This is a genomic window from Kribbella sp. NPDC051587 (assembly GCF_044453945.1).
Classification (GTDB): Bacteria; Actinomycetota; Actinomycetes; order Propionibacteriales; family Kribbellaceae; genus Kribbella.
Genome location: NZ_JBITDE010000003.1, coordinates 206,534 through 223,319, shown reverse-complemented (window position 1 = coordinate 223,319; position 16,786 = coordinate 206,534). Strand labels below are relative to the sequence as shown.

The following is a 16,786-nucleotide window of genomic DNA, read 5'->3' as shown; positions in this document are numbered from 1 at the left end:
CTGTGGTCATCCGACGGCAGCCACTTGCCATCGCTGTGCTCCGTCCGTCGCGACAGTACGCCGCAACGTGAGCGTGTACGTCTGGTCCAGCGTGGTGTCTCCCACGCCCTTCCAGGTGACGGCGGCGGTCGCCCGCCGCTCGTTGTCGTTACCGGTGTAGACCTGCCAGTCCTTCAGTTCCCCGAACTTCACGGCGCCGTTCAGGCTGCGGATGCTCGAGCCGGGCGAAGCCACCGCCGACACCTTGTCGTCGGACTCCGCATACGCGCTGAAGAACGCTTCGGCGTCCTTGATCGTTGCAGCGGCCAGATCATCGTCCGGTACGCCGGCTCCCGGCATGTTGTCCGGCAGCGGTGCACGGCCGTCCGGGACGAACGTCGGCGGCCCGCTGGCCACCGCCCGCGCGGCCGTCCGCGCGACCGGCACGGACACCCGCTGCCAGGCCATCGCCCCAGGAGTCATGGCGCGACCCTTGAGGTAGTACTGCTGGACGCGCACGCGGACGTCGACCGTCGCGGCCACACCACCGGGATCGACCTTGACCTCACCCGGATAGGCGATCAGCGCGACCTGCTTGCCGCGCCCGTTCCAGCCGGCGCGACCGTCGAGACCGGCGGCCAGGTCGAGGCCGACCTGTGCCGGGCGGGCATCCGGGTTCGCCTCGTCCCAGGTCAGGTACGAGATCGAGTACCGCGTCGCGATGGCCCGCGCCTCGTCGACCGGGAAGCTGGTCTGGCCGCCGACCACTGTCTGGGGAGTCCGGTTCGGGCTGATCCAGGACCGGATACCGCTGATCGCCGCGAGCAGCAGAACAGCGACCACCAGGCCGCGGAAGAACCGCCGGGCCCACGTCGAGAACGACGACTCGGGCTCGGTCGCCCACGGGGTCTGACCGGGCTCCAGCACCTGCCGAGCCGGACCGGGTGCCGCGTGGGCGCCATGCGGCGATCGCTGCCGCAACCGCTCCGGCTGGCGCTGACCGGGACCAGGACCGACCTGCTCCCCCGGAACCGGCTGACCCGGTTGCGGGTGACCTTGCACCGGCGGACCGGGCTGCTCGGGCGGACGCGCACCGGGACGGCGAGGCGGAGCCATCACTCCGCCAGGCGGCGGAGGAGTCTGAGGTGCCGCGTACTGCGCAGCTACCCCCTGTGCCTGGCGAGGGGTGGGTGACACCGGACCATCGGGGTGGGCCCACCACTCCGGTGCGGTGTTCTGTGGGCGTCCCCGGGCGGCCTTCTTGGGCCGCCGCTGGTCCGACCAGTGTTCACCTTTTGGCGGCAGATTCAGAACCGTTCGCCACCAACTCATCGCTACCCGCCCCTCAGACAGCAGTTACGCGGACAGTAGCCGGGAGAATACGGCAAGCGACTGTCCACCGGGAGACCTGAGACCAGGATCCGGATGCTCCATCGCTCCCCGCAGCCATACTGTTACCCCACTCGCGGGCAGTATCACCCTCGAACCGCAAGCGTGACACCTTCGGTACCGTCGCCATAGCTCCTCTCTCATTCCCGCCGTGTCGATCGGGCAGCGCACACCCTGCCACACGCCGCGGACAGATTCGAAAATCCGTGCGAACAACAGGGTAGAAGATCACACCAACTGATCACGCATAGTAACCGATCCGCGAACTCCCCTGTGGAAAACTCTCCCCGTGGCGAGGGGTCAAAACCCTCCGCACCGGGCATAGGGTCGCAGTACCCCCTGCTACCCCTGGAGGACCAGGATGGAAACTCGCCGACTCGGCCGGCTCGGCCACCAGAGCTCGGTGCTGATCTTCGGCGCGGCCTCGCTCGGCGGCGTCGACCAGGACCGGGCCGACGCCTCGATCCAGGAGGCGCTCGACGCCGGGATCAACCACTTCGACGTCGCGGCCGACTACGGCGACGCGGAGCTGCGGCTCGGCCCGCGGATGCCGGAGATCCGGGACCGGATCTTCCTCGCCACCAAGACCGGCCGCCGGACCTTCGAGGAGGCCTGGAGCGAGATCAATCGTTCGCTGGAGCGGTTGCAGACCGACCACGTCGACCTGATCCAGATGCATGCGGTCTGTGATCTGGAGAACCTCGACCTCGTGACCGGCAAGGGCGGCTCGCTCGAGGCCGCGATCCGGGCCAAGGAGGAGGGCCTCGTCTCGGCCATCGGGATCACCGGCCACACCGCGCAGGCGCCCGCCGTACACCGTGAGGGTCTGCGCCGGTTCGACTTCGACAGTGTGCTCACGCCGCTGAACTACCACCTCTCCACGGATCCCCAGTACGCCGCGGACTACGCCGAGCTGGTGGACGCCGTACAGGCCTCGGATGCCGCGCTGATGACGATCAAGATGATCGCCCGGCGAGGTTGGCGGGACGGCGAGGAGAAGACGTACGACACGTGGTACCGCCCGTTCGATGAACAGCGCTATGTGACGGCGGCCACAGCCTGGCTGCTGAACGGGCATCCGGAGATCACCGGACTGGCCACGGCCGGCGAGACGCGGCTGCTCAAACAGATGATCACCGCCGAACAGGAGCGGGCCGAGCTGTCCGCCGAGGACGCGGCGTCGATCCTCCAGGAGGTCCGGGACTACGCTTCCCCGTTCATCGACATGCCGATCTGAGCGCCGGGAACACTCGCGGGTGGTTCGGTGTTGAAGCGCGTGTAGTCGTCTAACTTCGGAGGTCGTAGTGGCAACGGTCGAGCTGTCCCAGGAGAACTTCGACACGGTCGTCGGGGGCGAAGGCCTCGTCCTGGTCGACTTCTGGGCGGAGTGGTGTGGTCCGTGCAAGATGTTCGGGCCCGTGTTCGAGAAGTCGTCCGAGGAGCACACGGACATCAAGTTCGCGAAGGTGGACACCGAAGCCCAGGTCGAGTTGGCCCAGGCGTTCGAGATCCGCTCGATCCCGACCCTGATGGCCGTCCGCGACGGCGTCGTCCTGTACTCGCAGCCGGGCGCCCTGCCGAGCGCCGCACTCGAGGACCTGATCAAGCAGCTGCGCGCCGTGGACATGGAAGAGGTCCGGGCGCAGATCGCGGCGCACGAGGCCGAGCACGGCACTGAGCCGCACACGCACTGATACACCGCAAAGAAGCCCCCGGCGCATGTCGGGGGCTTCTTCGTTGATGGGAGCGGGCCCTGGGCAGGAGATCATCGCCAGGGCCCGCTCCGGGTGCTGACCGTGGCGGTGGAGTGAAACCTGGTGGTTGCCGGGCGGGTGAGGTTGCCGTCCGGAGGTGGTTCACTCGACCGCTTGGTCAGGACCGGGCGGAGGGACCGGTCGACGCCAGTCCCTCCTTGGAAAGAATTCAGCGCAAGGGGTCGAACGGGGCGAGCTCGGCCGGGGTACGGCCGGTGGTGATGGCCTCGGCCAGCAACTGGCCGGTGATCGGGCCGAGCGTGATGCCCCACATGCCGTGACCGCCGGCGGCGAACACCCGCGGCGACGCGGTGGCACCGATGATCGGCAGGCCGTCCGGAGTGCAGGGCCGCGGGCCGACCCACTCGAAGGTGCGGGCGTCCAGGTCGGCGTCGCGCAGCAGCGGCCGGGCCGCCTCCACGATGGCGTCGATCCGGCGCGGGTCGAGCTTCGCCTCTGGCTTGCGGAACTCCATCATCCCGGCCACGCGCAGGCGGTCGCCGAGCGGCGTACAGGCGACGCGCTGGGCCGGGAAGTAGACCGGACCGGCAGGTACGTGCGCGATCGGCACGCTGAAGCTGTAGCCACGACCAGCCTGTACGACGGTCCGTACGCCGAACCGCTTGGCCAGATCGGTCAGCCAGGCGCCAGTCGCCATCACGACTGCGTCGAACGGATCGGTCTCACCGTCACCGGTGACCAGGCGGACGCCGCGGATCTCGTCCACGATGTCCTTCACCACGACGCCGGTGATGATCTGCCCACCGCGGGCGACGACGGAGTCGGCCAGCAACTGGACGTACTCACCGGGGTTGATGAAGCGCTGACCGTGCAGCCGGATCGCGGCACCGATCTCGTCGGACAGCGAGGGCTCGATCTCGCGGGCGTCGTCACCGGTGATCGCCTCGAACTCGATGCCCTGGCCGGCGGCGTGGATCTGCTCGATCTCCTCGAGCAGCACACTGCGCTCGGCCTCGGTCCGGTAGGCGGCCAGGAAGGACTTGGCCTCGTAGGTCTGCGCCTCGACCCCGGCCTTGGCCAGGAAGTCGAAGGCCGGCAGGGCCTGCCGGTTGATGCCGACCAGCGACTCCATCGCGGTCTTCCAGCGTCCGGCGGTGCTGTTGCGAGCGAAGCGGGTGAGGAAATTGAGGAGCCGCGGGCTCGCGGTCGGTGGGACATACACCGGTGAGGAGGGGCTCAGCACCGCACGGACGCCGTACTTGAGGACGGCAGGCTCCGGCAGCGGGGTGGCCAGGCCGGGCGTCAGCCAGCCGGCGTTGCCCCAGGACGCACCTGCGGCGACACCCTCGCGGTCGAGCACGGTGACCTCGACGCCGGCCTCCTGGAGGAACCAGGCGGTGGCCAGACCAACCATGCCCGCGCCGACGACGGCGACGCGATCGGGGACGATGTGTGTGGAGTCTGCAGCGACCATGTATTGATGGTGCGTCCGCCGGAGACGGCTGTCATGGTGCGATCACACCATTCGCGGGACAAATGACTGTGCTCAGCGCACAATAACCTCATGATCACCGCGCCTGACCTGGTCGCCGCTGTCGGTCCTGCCCTGTTCGAGGTGGTGGTGCCGGGCAAAGGCGACAGCGAAGTGCGGGATGTCTTCCTCGCCGACCCGCAGGAGCCTGCGACCGGCCACCCGGGCGATCTGGTCCTCGGACTCGGCCTACGCGACGCTGAGGACGCAGTGGAGCTCGTGGAGCGCTGCGCGGCCGGCAACGCCTCTGGAGTCGTCCTCCGTACGACGCTCGCCCGCGAACCGGCCGTGGTCGCAGCAGCCGAGCGGTGGCTGCTCACGCTGGTCGCACTGCAGCCGAGCGTGACCTGGGCCCACGTGGTCTGGCTGCTGCGCGGTGTGATCGACAGAGCGGCCGCCCCGGACTCCCCCGTCGCTGGTGACGCCGGTGTGCACCAGGAACTCTTCGCACTGGCCGATGCCGCCCGGGCGATCGTGGATGCGCCGGTGACGATCGAAGACAACCAGTCGCGCGTTCTGGCGTACTCCTCCGGTCAGGACTTCACCGACCCGGCCCGCGTCTCCACCATCGTCGGTCGCCGGGTACCGCCTGAGGTGATCGCGCACTTCCGGGCCAGAGGGATCTTCCGGCGGCTGGCCCGGTCGAGTGAGCCGTTCCTGGTTCCAGCCGGACCCAACGGCATCCGCCCGCGCCTCGTCGTACCGGTGCGGGCTGGTGGTGAGTGGCTGGGGTCCATCTGGGCTGTGGTGGACGGTGCGGTGAGTACTGAGGTGATGACCGAGCTCAGCAACGCCGCGTCGGTGCTGGCACTACACATGCTGCGGCTGCGGGCTCAGGCCGACGTGGCGCGGCGCAGTGCGATCGATCGGCTGCGGACGCTGCTCCGCCAGTTCTCTCCGGACAACCCGGTCGACGTACGGCTGCCACCTCAGCCCTGGCGGGTTGTCGCGCTCGCGTCGCCGGAGGGGTACGACGTACCGCAGCAGCTCGACCTGTGGGAGTCGACCGGGCGGCGGCACGGCTGGAGCGACCCGCACCTTGCCGACCTGGACGGGACTGTCCTAGCTGTCGTGACGGATGGAGAAGGCCCTGGTTCGTGGACGTGGCTGGCCAAGCTGGTGGCTGACCACGCGAAGGGCTCTATAGCTGCGGCCGGCGGTCCTGCGCGCGGTCCTGCCGACCTTCCGAGCTCACGGGCCGAGGCGGTCGAACTGCTAGGCCTTGTACGGCGTGGGGTCGCGTCCGGACCGGTATTGCGGGTGGAGGAGGCGTGGCACGTGCTGACTGTTCACCGAGCGGTCATGTCGTTGGACGTGAACAAGATGGACGGTCCGCTCGCGACACTGCTCCGGCACGACATCCAGCACGACACCGGATTCGTCGAAACCTTGCAAGCGTGGCTGGAGTTTCCGGGGCAGCCGCAGCGCGCGGCCCGCGAGCTGCACCTGCACACCAACACCTTGCGGCACCGGATGAAGCGGATCGGCGAGATCACCGCGCTCGATCTGGGTGATCCAGTAGCACGACTGGCCTTGCAATTGCAGATCGCGGCGGTCCGCACCGAGCATTGAGCACTGAGATCTATGCCACAGGCTCATGTAACAAGGCTTCATTTACCGGCAATGGTTGAGCAACATCCGGCTGACAGAGTCTTCCTTGTCGCTGATCGAGCTCTTCACCAGGGAGCTCGAGGAGTGACCGGGGTTGAGCTCTTCACCAGGGAGCTCAAACCCACTGGGCCCGGCGGTTGTCTGAGCGACCGCCGGGCCTACACATGTTTCTAGAGTGCCGCGAGCTGTTTGAGCTGTGCCGCCCGGCTGCTCATGATCGAAACGGCCAGCTTCTTCGTCGCGGCGTCCTTGCCGGTCTTGGTGATGTTCTCGGCCAGCAGGATCGATTCGTCGAGATGCTCCTTCAGGTTCGTCACGAAGAGCTGGTCGAAGGCAGGTCCGGAGGTCTTGCCGAGGGCAACGATCTCGGGTTCGGTCATCATGCCGGGCATGTCGTGGCCCTCGTGCGGGTTGCGGACCGGCAGGCCCGAGCGGGTCCGGGTCGCCTTGAACCGCGCCACCTCGGTGCGGTGTCCGGCGGCCACCGCGGTCGCGAACGCCCGCACGGCCGGGTCGGCGGCCTGCTTCTCCGCCATGGCCAGCACCCGCAGGAGCTGGTCGTCCATCGGGATCATCAGCTCGATCCAGGCCAGGTCGTCGGAGTTGAACGACGGATCGATCTTCCACTCGGTCGCGGACGCGCTGGGAGCGGACGCGCTGGGTGCGGACGCGCTAGGTGCGGACGCGCTAGGTGCGGACGCGCTAGGTGCCGGCGCAGGAGGTGAGGCCGCGACCGAGGATCCGCAACCGGTGAGGGCGGCCAGCAGGGCAAGGACAGGGAGAGCTTTCATGGGCGGACTCCTCGAAAGCGAAGGAGGGGGCGGTTGCCGCGAGGGTACCGAGCGTGGTCGAGGAGGTACAGAGGGTGGCGGAAAGCCGACAGCTCAGGCCAGCCGATTGACGATCTGCGCGTAGACGCCGGGAAGCCGCGCTGCGGCCGGGACGATGCGCGGCGCGAGCAGGCGGCGATTGCGGGCCCAGAGCAACGATGCGGTCAGCAGACGGCACTCACGCGACACCCGCCGCCAGGCGACCTCGTAGTCGGCCGGTCTGTCGTCGCTGAGGCAGTCGACGAGTTCAGCTGAGGTCCGGAGGGCTACAGCGATGCCTTCGCCGGTGAGCGCGTCGATGTAGCCGGCTGCGTCGCCGACGAGGAGCACTCGGCCGGACACCCGACGGTGGACGTGCTGGCGGAGCGGTCCGGCTCCCATGACGGCCGATGCGGGTGTGGCTCCGGAGAGGCGGCGCTTGAGTGCGGGGAACGCGTCCAGGTGTGAGTCGAAGGTGCCGCGGGCGGTGGTGAGGATGGCTACGCCGACGAGGTCCTCGGCCACCGGCGTCACATAGGCCTCGCCCAGCTCCGACCAGTACACCTCCACCAGCTCTGTCCAGGGAGACACGTGGAAGTGCTGCCGGAGTCCCCGACGCGCGGCTCCCGTCGTACCGCCCAGGTCCAGTTGGCGGCGAATGGGTGAGTGGAGGCCGTCGGCGGCGGCCAGATAGCGGGCGGTGTGTCCGGCGGCGCTGACGGAGGTGTCGTTCTGGGTGATCGGTCCGACACGAGTGTGGTCGATGGGAACGTTCAGGTCCGCCAGGCGGTCGAGCAGGGCTTGGTGGAGAGTTGTACGGCGGACGCCTAGGCCGGGGCCGGCGGTGAAGCGGGCGTCGACGCAGTGGTCTGCATCGAGGTAGCGGATGCCGTGGAAGGGACGTCCGTGCAGTGTGACGCCGAGGCGTTCCAGGTAGTCGACAGCGCTGTGGGCGATCCCCTCGCCACAGGCCTTGTCGATCGGGCCCTGGCGAGGCTCGATCACCACAACGGACAGACCGGCCAGAGCGGCCCGGATAGCGGTCGCGGCTCCAGCAGGGCCGCAGCCGGCCACCAGGAGGTCGATCACTTGACCAGGGCTGCGTTCAGCGCGGCTTCCTCGGAGCGGATGCGTACGGCGAGCAGCGGGATGTTCAGCAGCGTGAAGACGACAGCGGTGATCCAGCCGGTGTGGACGAGCGGCAGTGCGATCCCCTCAACCACCACGGCCACATAGTTCGGGTGCTTGATGAACTTGTACGGTCCGCGCGCCACGAGATGCAGACCCGGTACGACGATCACCCGGGTGTTCCACTGTTGTCCCAGCACGCTGATGCACCACCAGCGCAATCCCTGCGACAGGATCACCAGCGCGAGCATGGGCCAGCCGAGTGCTGGGATGAACGAACGGTGGAACGACTCCGCCAGACACCCGAACAGCAGTCCGGTGTGCAGGACCACCATGAACGGGTAGTGCCCCTTGCCGGACTCCACTCCGCCCTGGGCGAAGCTCCACTTGGCGTTGCGCAGCGACACCACCAGCTCGGCCACGCGTTCGAGTCCTACGAGCACCACGAGAACGATGTACCAGTTCATTGCCACTCCAGGAGGACGAGCTCGGAACAGAATCCCGGGCCCATGGCGAGGAGCAGGCCCATCCCCGAAGGATGCAGGTCGAGCGTGTCACCGAGCACGTGCAGTACCGACGACGAGGACAAGTTGCCGACCGCATCGAGCGACTTCCAGGTCAGGTCGAGCGCACCGGGCCGCAGCTCGAGTGTTTCGGCCACTGCCTCCAGAACCTTCGGTCCGCCGGGGTGACTCACCCACGTACCGATCTCGGGCACAGTCAGGCCATGGTCGTCCAGGAAGCCCCGTACGTCGCCACCGAGGTACTTCCGCACCACCTCCGGCACATCCGCCCCCAGCACGATCCGGAAACCACCTGACCCGACGTCCCAGCCCATGACGCGCTCGGATTCCGGGTAGAGACGGCTCCGGGTCGCCAGCACCGACGGACCGGCGGCGGCTGGGTGTTCGGACCCGGTCAGCACCACTGCGGCCGCACCGTCACCGAAAAGTGCTCCTCCGACCAGATTGGGCAGGGAGGAGTCGTCGCGCTGCAGAGTGAGCGAGCAGAGCTCCACAGACAGCAGTACGGCGACCTGCTTCGGCCAGGCCAGTAGGTAGTCGTGCAGACGGGCTATGCCGGCCGCACCACCCACACAGCCGAGTCCGAAGAGCGGTAGCCGCTTCACGTCTTCCCGCAGGCCCAGCCGCATCGCAACGCGCGCATCGATGGACGGGGCGGCCACTCCGGTCACCGTGGTGAACATCAGTACGTCGACGTCGGACAGCTCGAGTCCCGCGTCCGCTACCGCACCAGCGACGGCCTCTGCGCCCAGATCGACCGCAGTGGCGATCCACGCGTCATTCGCGGCGCCGAAGTCCTTCAGCTCGGCGTACTGCTCCAGTGGAAGCGCCAAGTGACGTGAGGAGACGCCCGCGTTGGCGTGCAGTCTCCGCAGCAGCGCATTGCCGCGACCGTCGGGCAGACAGATCGCAGCGAAGGCGTCGGTGAGCTCCTCCTGCTGATACCGGTACGGCGGCAACGCGGGCCGGACCGCTGATATCCGCGTCATCGTGGCATCGTGGGCTCGGTGAGAGCGCTGAAGGGACTGGTACTCGCCTGCCATCTCGGACCGACTGTCGCGGTCACGGCGCTGGTGACCGCCGTGGCGTGGTCGGCAGGGCGTAGTCCGGCTGGGTGTCTCCTGGTCGCAGCAACGATCCTCACCGGCCACCTCTCGATCGGCTGGAGCAATGACGCGATAGATGCCGCCCGGGACACCATTGTGAACCGGAAAGACAAACCTGTGGTGCGCGGACTGGTGAGTCGCCGCACGCTGGCGATCGCGGCCGGTCTCATGCTGGTGGTCACCATCCCCGTCTCACTGGCCAACGGAATCGCGGCCGGTCTGGTTCACCTGCTCTTCGTGGCGTGCGCCTGGGGCTACAACCTCGGTTTGAAGTCGACCGTCATCTCCTGGCTCCCGTACGCCGTCGCCTTCGGCGGGCTGCCCTCGTTCGTGACGCTCGGGACCACCCACACGTGGGCGCCGTGGTGGGCCACCACAGCCACCGCTCTCCTCGGAGTCGGTGCCCACCTGGCAAACGTCGTACCGGACCTTCAGGACGACCTAGCGACGGGTGTACGCGGCTGGCCGCAACGGCTGGGCGCCAACGCGAGACTGCTCGCCCCACTCCCCCTGGCCGCAGCCACAGCGCCCCTGGTGATCGCACCGGCTGGACCACTAGGCGTCATCGGGTGGATCGCACTCGCCGTCGTCGCCGGACTCCTCGTAGTGATCGTGGCGTGGAAAGAGGCACCGTTCCTCGTCACGATCGCCATAGCCGGCGTGAGCGTGGTCGCACTCATCTTCCGGGGAGACGCGCTCTAAGCAGCGTCCGGCTTCAGTGGGGCGTTGCTACCGAGGATTGCGGCGGTCAGGGCTTCGGCAGGCTCTTTGGCAGCCCGTGGGTTGGTAATGAGGACCAGGTCGATAGCGGGCAGTTCTGGGAGGCCTGCGCTCGGTGGTGGCTCTACGAGGTCCACAGGCATCAGGGACCGCGCGAAGATGGCTATGCCGAGGCCGGCCCGAACTGCAGCCAGTACGCCGTTGACGCCGCGGACGATGCAGGTGATCCGGCAGGAGCGACCCGCCTGCTCCAGAGTCTGCACACCGAGTGAGCGGCTCAGGCTGGGGGCTTGGTACGCGACCAGCGGGACAGGCCCGTCGGGCGCGATGCGGGTGCCTGCGATGCCGGCCCAGACCAGCGGGTCGCGGCGGACCAGGCGGCCGTCAGGTTCGTAGCTCGTGCCTACTGAGTGTTTGACGTAGGCGAGGTCCAGGTGGCCGGACTCGACGCGGCGGAGCAGGTTGGGGCTCTGGGCCACGGTCAGCTCCAGGTCGATCCGCGGGTAGAGCTGACGGAAGTCGCGCAGGATCCGAGGCAGCGGAGTCAGCGCAAGGTCGTCGGTGACGCCGAAGCGCAGCCGGCCGCGGAGCTCGGAGCCGGTGAAGTAGCCGGCCGCCTCTTCATGCGCCGCCAGGATGGTTCGCGCGAAGCCGGCCATGGCGTCGCCGTCGGCGGTCAGGGTCACGGTGCGGGTGTCGCGCAAGAACAACGGCCTCCCCACCGCGGCCTCGAGCTTGCGGACGTGCTGGCTGACCGTCGGCTGCCGGATGCCGAGCCGCTCGGCCGCCTGGGTGAAGCTCAGCGACTGCGCGACCGCGAGGAACGTCCGGAGCTGGTCCGGGTCGTACATCGATGGACCTCCTATCACGGGACGCAATAAGAGTAATAGGAGTAATTCGCTGTCGGAATTCAGGGCCAAAGACAAGGATGGACCTGTCCTCCCCTGACAACCCCACTCGCGTAGGGAACTCTTGTGACCACCCGGACCAGCGGTCCTGTCCGAGAAGCCGACAACCACACCCACACCCCAACAAAACAAGGCGAAACCCTCCGCCGCCCAGGGTTCCGCGAAACTTTCAGTGCCCTGCAGGTGCGCAACTTCCGCCTCCTGGTCAGCGGCCTGCTGGTCAGTTCGACCGGCGGCTGGATCCAGCGCATCGCCCAGGACTGGCTGGTGCTGACGATCACCGGCAGCGCCACCGCGGTCGGAATCACCACCGCCCTGCAGTTCCTCCCCACCCTCCTCCTCGGCCTGTACGGCGGTGTGATCGCCGACCGTTTCCCGAAGCGGAAGATCCTGCTCGTCACCCAACTCACGATGGGTGCGGCCGCCGGCGTCCTCGCACTGCTCGCCTTCACCGGTCAGGTGCAGGTGTGGCAGGTCTACGCGATGGCCCTGTTCCTCGGACTGGCCACCGCCGTCGACAATCCGACCCGGCAGTCGTTCGTCACCGAACTCGTCGGCCGCGAGCGCGTCCGGAACGCGATCAGCATGGTCTCGTCGACCTTCCAGCTCGGCAGCATGATCGGTCCGGCGCTCGGCGGCGTACTGCTCGGCACGCTCGGCGCCGGCTGGGCGTTCGCGATCAACGCCTGCACGTTCTTCGCCTCGATCACTGCACTCCTCAGAATGCGTGAGAGCGAGATGCCCGCCCGCAAGGCCGCGCGGCAAGCCGGCCTACGCCTTCGCGACGGACTCCGCGACGGCCTGCAGTACGCGTTCCACGAGCCGGCCGTCCGCTGGGCGATCGCGCTGGTCGGCATCTACGGCATGTTCGCGATCAGCCTGCCCGTCACGCTCACGGCGTTTGCCGACCGTGTCTTCCACACCGGCGCCACCGGGTACGGCGTACTGAACTCGGTGGTCGCGGTCGGGGCGCTGGTCGGCGCGTTGCTGTCGGCGCGCAGGGTGCGGCCGACTCGGCTGCGCAACCTGGTGGGCATCGCGAGTCTGCTGACGATCACTGAGGTACTCGCGGCGATCCAGCCCTCGCTGTGGACCTTCATCCCGGTGCTCGCCGCGATGGGCATGGCCACGCTGATGTTCCTGACCGCGTGCCAGTCGATGGTGCAACTGACCACTCCGGACGGCCTGCGCGGCCGCGTGTCCGGGCTCTACAACCTGGTCTTCATCGGCGGTGGCGCGATCGGCGGTCCGCTGGTCGGACTGATCGCGCAACACTTCGGTGCCCGGGTCAGCCTGTCCCTGGCCGGCCTGGTCCCGGCGATCGCCACCATCGCGATCGGGCTCCGACTGCGCCGCGACGGCCGGTTCCGCGTCGTACTGATTCGCACCCGATCCCCGTGGCATCAGGTCCCGATCCGGCTCACGCTCCAGCAGCAGACCATCCAACTGTCGACGCCGAGCCACGTTGAGCACCCGCCAACCACGACATCGCACGAAAAGTGGTCGAGCGGTGCACAAGGCCCACCCCGCTGTACGACGGGGGCCAGGCCGCGGCGATCGCGGTTGCGCCCGACCCGGAGCTAGCGAAAGGTCCCGAAGACCGCCGGCGAGGGCGGTCTTCGGGACCCGTAACGCTGTTACGGAACGTTGATCACGCCGACGGCCGGAACCTTGACGGTCCGGGCGCCCTTGACGCCACCGAGGATCACCTTGCGCAGGGCAACGTTGTTCTTGGTGTTGCCCTCGAACAGCTTGCCCTCCGGGTTGGCCTTCACCTCGACGAAGTACTCGCCGTTCGGCAGGTTGGTGATGTCGAAGGACTGACCCGGCCGGAACTGCTCGTAGGTGTCGCCGGATCCGACATCCAGAACCTCACGCACCGACAGCGACGTGTGGTCGCCGCAGGCGGTGTGCAGGTCGGTGTTGAACGGGTGCCAGTTGGCGTTCTTCACCGTGTAGTCGATCGAGTCGGTCGCGGCCAGGCAGAAGGCTTCCTTCTGGCTGCGGACGACCTCGGACTGCTTGGCGTTCAGCAGGCTGTAGCGGGCGAAGTCGGTGAAGTGCCAGTGGGTGTGGCCTTCGCGCGGGTCCCACTCCATCGTGCCGGTGTTCTGGTACCCGATCTCCTTGCCCTTGTCGTCGTAGAAGTACTGGTACGCGTCCATCAGGTCCTTGCCCTGACGGCGGAAACCGTCCAGTACCAGCGGCGACGGACCGGCGTTCCACACGGTCGCGGAGAACGCCAGGAAGTCCTTGCCGGCGTCCGGCGTGCCTTCCTCGCCCGGGGCGACCTGGATCCCCCATGCGGGCACCGAGACCAGGTCCGGCTTCGGGCCCTTCGGCGTCGTCGCCTTGCCGGTCGGCCGCGCGGCGTGCGGCACCAGCGCCTTGCCCTTCAGTGCCGGCTTCTTCGCGTCCTTGGCCGCGAAACATCCCCGGATACCGTGCCCGGGGTCGCACCCCTCACCCTTCACGACCGTGACGTTCAGCGAGAGCGTCGACTGCGCGGCCGGGATCTTGAAGAAGTCGCGGTAGGCCTTGTTCACCGTGACCGTGGCCTTGTACTTGCCATCGGCAAGCTGCTTGATCGGCGCCTGGTCGTAGGAGTAGGTGCTGGCAGACCAGCCGGTCTGCAGCCCCCAGACCGCACCCTGGGTGAACGGGTTCGCGGTGCAGCCGTCCGGGTACGGCGACGTGGCCGGCGCGTCCGGCCGGGTGCGTGATCCCTCGCCGTTCAGGCAGAGGGACTGGTCGATGTCGAGCGCCTTCTTGCCACTCGCGTCGGTCAGGGTCACGTGCAGGAACTTCCCCAGGCCGGAGAAGTCCGTGACCAGACCCTTGGGCAGTGCGACGGCCTTGCCGTTCACGATCTGCTTGGCGACCACCGGCGAGTTGTAGTTCGCCCGCGTCGCGCGCACCTCGATCGGTGCGTTGCCCGCGACCACGTAGGCACCGAGGTTCAGGTCGGTACCGCGGTCCTCGTCAGACGTCACCGTCACATCGGTGACCGGCGACACCAGGGCCAGCGCGGGCCTGGCGGGCGCCGCCGTTCCTGCTGACGCACTCACCGCTGCCATCGAGACGACCAGACCAGCGGCGCCAGCCGCTGCGATCGCCGTTCGCACGGTTCTGTTCGGCGTAATGATGATGGAACCCCCTCCACATCGGGCCGGGTCCTCACGAACCGGCCTCTAGGTCTAAGGACTCCCGGCCCACGGAGAAGGTTGATCACGCTAACGTCCCAGTCACGTCACAGACGGTCATCGCGCCTTGATACTTGACGATGTAAATTAAGCGACCCTACGCTCGGCCAGGTGAACAGACGCCGTGTCACCACTGTCCTGGCTGCCGTCGCTCTGGTGACGACGACAGCCGTGAACGCCCCCGCCGACGCCGTCCAGCCCCCCGCTGCCCAAACCCACCCCCGGCCCGTCCCCCCTACGTACCGGCAGGTCGCAGCCACGCCGTACATGGGCTGGAGCTCCTGGAGCCTGCAGTCGACCAACTACCCCGGTGTGAACCCGGATGGTCCTGGCAGCTTCATCAGCGAGAAGAACATCCTCGCCCAGGCCAACGCGATGGCCACCAAGCTCAAGCCGTACGGCTACGAGTACATCAACGTGGACGCGGGCTGGCAGGACGGTGGCGACGAGTACGGCCGGCCGGTCGCCAGCGCGAAGCGGTTCCCGCGCGGGATGAAGGCGGTCGGCGACGACATCCACAAGCTCGGGCTGAAGTTCGGCATCTACACCGTGGTCGGCCTCGGCCTGGACGTCTACCGCGACGGCAACACGCCGATCTACAACGCGCCCGGCTGCTTCACCCGCGACATCGTCTACCCGGACCTGCGCAAGACGAACGGCTGGGACGCGGCGTACAAGATCAACTACGCGAGCCCCTGCGCGCAGAAGTACGCCGACTCGATCACCAAGCTCTTCGCGAGCTGGGGCGTCGACTTCATCAAGATGGACGGCGTCGGCCCCGGCTCCTGGAAGGGTGCTCCGGACGACCCGAACCACAACAACACCGAGGACGTCGAGGCGTGGTGGCGTTCGGTGCAGAACGCCGGCCGCCCGATGCAGTACACGCTGTCGTGGTCGCTCAGCCATCGGTACGCCGAGGTGTGGAAGCAGAACTCGAACGGCTGGCGGATCGACACCGATGTCGAGTGCTACTGCGACACGATCGTCCGCTGGGACGGCTCGGTGAAGCAGCGCTGGTGGGACGTGGCGCAGTGGATCGACGACGCCGGCCCCGGGCACTGGAACAACCTCGACGCGATCAACGTCGGCGTCGGCGCGATGGACGGTCTCACCGAGGCCGAGCGGCAGAGCTACATGACGTTCTGGGCGATCAACTCCGCGCCGCTGTTCGCCGGTGACGACCTGACCAAGCTGGACGCCTACGGCCTGAAACTGCTCACCAACCGCGAGGTCATCGCGATCAACCAGTCCGGCAACCCGGCCCGCCCGCTGAACCAGGACCAGTTGCAGCAGACCTGGTACGCGAAGAACGCGGACGGCAGCGTCACGGTCGGTCTGTTCAACCTGGCCGAGACTCCGGCCACGGTGACCGGTGACTTCGGTCAGCTCGGCATCAACGGCAAGGCGACCGTCCGCGACATCTGGGCGAACCAGAACACCACGAACGTCGCCGGCTCGGTCAGCGCGGCGCTGCCTGCGCACGGGTCGAAGCTGTACAAGATCACTCCGAACAACCGCCCATCGGTGGGCATCCCGGCCGACCTGACCGCGACGGACGTCAGCCGCACGACCACCTCGCTCACCTGGAGGCCGAGCACCGGCGCGGCGTCGTACAAGATCTTTGCCAACGGCAAGCAGGTGGCGACGAGCACGTCCACGAGTGCTGTGGTCACTGGGCTACTGCCGCAGACGCAGTACACGTTCACTGTGAAGGGCGTCAACGGCGCCCGTACGTCGGACGCCAGCGCACCGATCACCATGTCGACGGCGAAGAACGGCGGGCCGGTGCGGTACGAAGCCGAGGCCGCGACCAGCACCCTCACCGGCAACGCGAGTGCGAACGACTGCACGCTGTGCTCGGGCGGGAAGAAGATCGGCAACATCGGGTACGACGCCTCGGTCACCCTGAACGGCATCACCGTGCCGACGACCGGGACCTACCTGGTGAAGATCGCCTACACCGATGGGGACACCAGCCGGCAGAGCATGCTCACCGTGAACGGCGATGACAGCTACTGGGTGAACTATCACGGCCTCGGCGACAACGACTGGGGTACGCCGCAGGTGGTGTACCTGCCGGTGAAGCTCGCTGCCGGCTCCAATGCCCTCAAGATCAGCAATCCGTCCGGCTATATCGCGGACATCGACTGGATCACCGTCTGA

At 67.8% G+C, this 16,786-nt stretch carries 14 protein-coding genes; 6 read left to right on the top strand and 8 right to left on the bottom strand.

The window, feature by feature from the left end:
- Nucleotides 1–6: 6 nt before the first annotated feature.
- Nucleotides 7–1,095: a conjugal transfer protein gene (locus ACIA49_RS13270; RefSeq protein ID WP_396377388.1), complete on the bottom strand. Its 1,089-nt coding sequence runs from the start codon at nucleotides 1,093–1,095 to the stop codon at nucleotides 7–9.
- A gap of 634 nt (nucleotides 1,096–1,729) precedes the next feature.
- On the opposite strand from ACIA49_RS13270, the gene ACIA49_RS13265 reads away from it, so the two are divergent.
- Both ACIA49_RS13265 and trxA read left to right on the top strand, forming a co-directional pair.
- Entirely contained in the window at nucleotides 1,730–2,605 is an 876-nt protein-coding gene (locus tag ACIA49_RS13265; protein ID WP_396377387.1) for an aldo/keto reductase, read from the top strand.
- 67 nt (nucleotides 2,606–2,672) lie between these two features.
- Nucleotides 2,673–3,062, top strand: coding sequence for a thioredoxin (gene trxA / locus ACIA49_RS13260; protein WP_396377386.1), 390 nt, complete (start codon nucleotides 2,673–2,675; stop codon nucleotides 3,060–3,062).
- A gap of 229 nt (nucleotides 3,063–3,291) precedes the next feature.
- Here trxA and ACIA49_RS13255 read toward each other — a convergent pair whose 3' ends face one another.
- Nucleotides 3,292–4,557, bottom strand: a complete 1,266-nt coding sequence (locus tag ACIA49_RS13255; RefSeq protein WP_396377385.1) for an NAD(P)/FAD-dependent oxidoreductase — start codon at nucleotides 4,555–4,557, stop codon at nucleotides 3,292–3,294.
- Between the two features lie 90 nt (nucleotides 4,558–4,647).
- On the opposite strand from ACIA49_RS13255, the gene ACIA49_RS13250 reads away from it, so the two are divergent.
- Nucleotides 4,648–6,186, top strand: a complete 1,539-nt coding sequence (locus tag ACIA49_RS13250) for a PucR family transcriptional regulator (RefSeq protein ID WP_396377384.1) — start codon at nucleotides 4,648–4,650, stop codon at nucleotides 6,184–6,186.
- A 209-nt stretch (nucleotides 6,187–6,395) separates the two neighbouring features.
- Here ACIA49_RS13250 and ACIA49_RS13245 read toward each other — a convergent pair whose 3' ends face one another.
- From ACIA49_RS13245 to ACIA49_RS13230, 4 genes are all read right to left on the bottom strand, one after another.
- Complete coding sequence (locus tag ACIA49_RS13245) at nucleotides 6,396–7,016, bottom strand: DUF305 domain-containing protein (protein ID WP_396377383.1); 621 nt, start codon at nucleotides 7,014–7,016, stop codon at nucleotides 6,396–6,398.
- A 93-nt stretch (nucleotides 7,017–7,109) separates the two neighbouring features.
- On the bottom strand, nucleotides 7,110–8,123 hold the full coding sequence (locus tag ACIA49_RS13240; RefSeq protein WP_396377382.1) for an NAD(P)/FAD-dependent oxidoreductase: 1,014 nt from the start codon (nucleotides 8,121–8,123) through the stop codon (nucleotides 7,110–7,112).
- Nucleotides 8,120–8,629, bottom strand: coding sequence for an isoprenylcysteine carboxyl methyltransferase family protein (locus tag ACIA49_RS13235; protein WP_396377381.1), 510 nt, complete (start codon nucleotides 8,627–8,629; stop codon nucleotides 8,120–8,122). Before ACIA49_RS13235 ends, ACIA49_RS13240 begins: the two co-directional genes overlap by 4 nt.
- Entirely contained in the window at nucleotides 8,626–9,675 is a 1,050-nt protein-coding gene (locus tag ACIA49_RS13230) for a type III polyketide synthase (RefSeq protein ID WP_396377380.1), read from the bottom strand. Before ACIA49_RS13230 ends, ACIA49_RS13235 begins: the two co-directional genes overlap by 4 nt.
- Before the next feature lie 18 nt (nucleotides 9,676–9,693).
- Between ACIA49_RS13230 and ACIA49_RS13225 the strand changes: the two genes are divergently transcribed.
- Nucleotides 9,694–10,494: a UbiA family prenyltransferase gene (locus tag ACIA49_RS13225; RefSeq protein WP_396377379.1), complete on the top strand. Its 801-nt coding sequence runs from the start codon at nucleotides 9,694–9,696 to the stop codon at nucleotides 10,492–10,494.
- Here the strand turns inward: ACIA49_RS13225 and ACIA49_RS13220 are convergent.
- Nucleotides 10,491–11,363, bottom strand: a complete 873-nt coding sequence (locus tag ACIA49_RS13220; RefSeq protein ID WP_391545664.1) for a LysR substrate-binding domain-containing protein — start codon at nucleotides 11,361–11,363, stop codon at nucleotides 10,491–10,493. The genes ACIA49_RS13225 and ACIA49_RS13220 overlap by 4 nt on opposite strands.
- Before the next feature lie 123 nt (nucleotides 11,364–11,486).
- On the opposite strand from ACIA49_RS13220, the gene ACIA49_RS13215 reads away from it, so the two are divergent.
- Entirely contained in the window at nucleotides 11,487–13,004 is a 1,518-nt protein-coding gene (locus ACIA49_RS13215; RefSeq protein ID WP_396377378.1) for an MFS transporter, read from the top strand.
- A gap of 53 nt (nucleotides 13,005–13,057) precedes the next feature.
- On the opposite strand, the gene ACIA49_RS13210 is transcribed toward ACIA49_RS13215, so the two are convergent.
- Nucleotides 13,058–14,545 (bottom strand): lysyl oxidase family protein, encoded by a 1,488-nt coding sequence (locus ACIA49_RS13210; protein ID WP_396377377.1) that lies wholly within the window; start codon nucleotides 14,543–14,545, stop codon nucleotides 13,058–13,060.
- A gap of 189 nt (nucleotides 14,546–14,734) precedes the next feature.
- Here ACIA49_RS13210 and ACIA49_RS13205 point away from each other — a divergent pair, with 189 nt between their 5' ends.
- On the top strand, nucleotides 14,735–16,786 hold the full coding sequence (locus ACIA49_RS13205) for a fibronectin type III domain-containing protein (protein WP_396377376.1): 2,052 nt from the start codon (nucleotides 14,735–14,737) through the stop codon (nucleotides 16,784–16,786).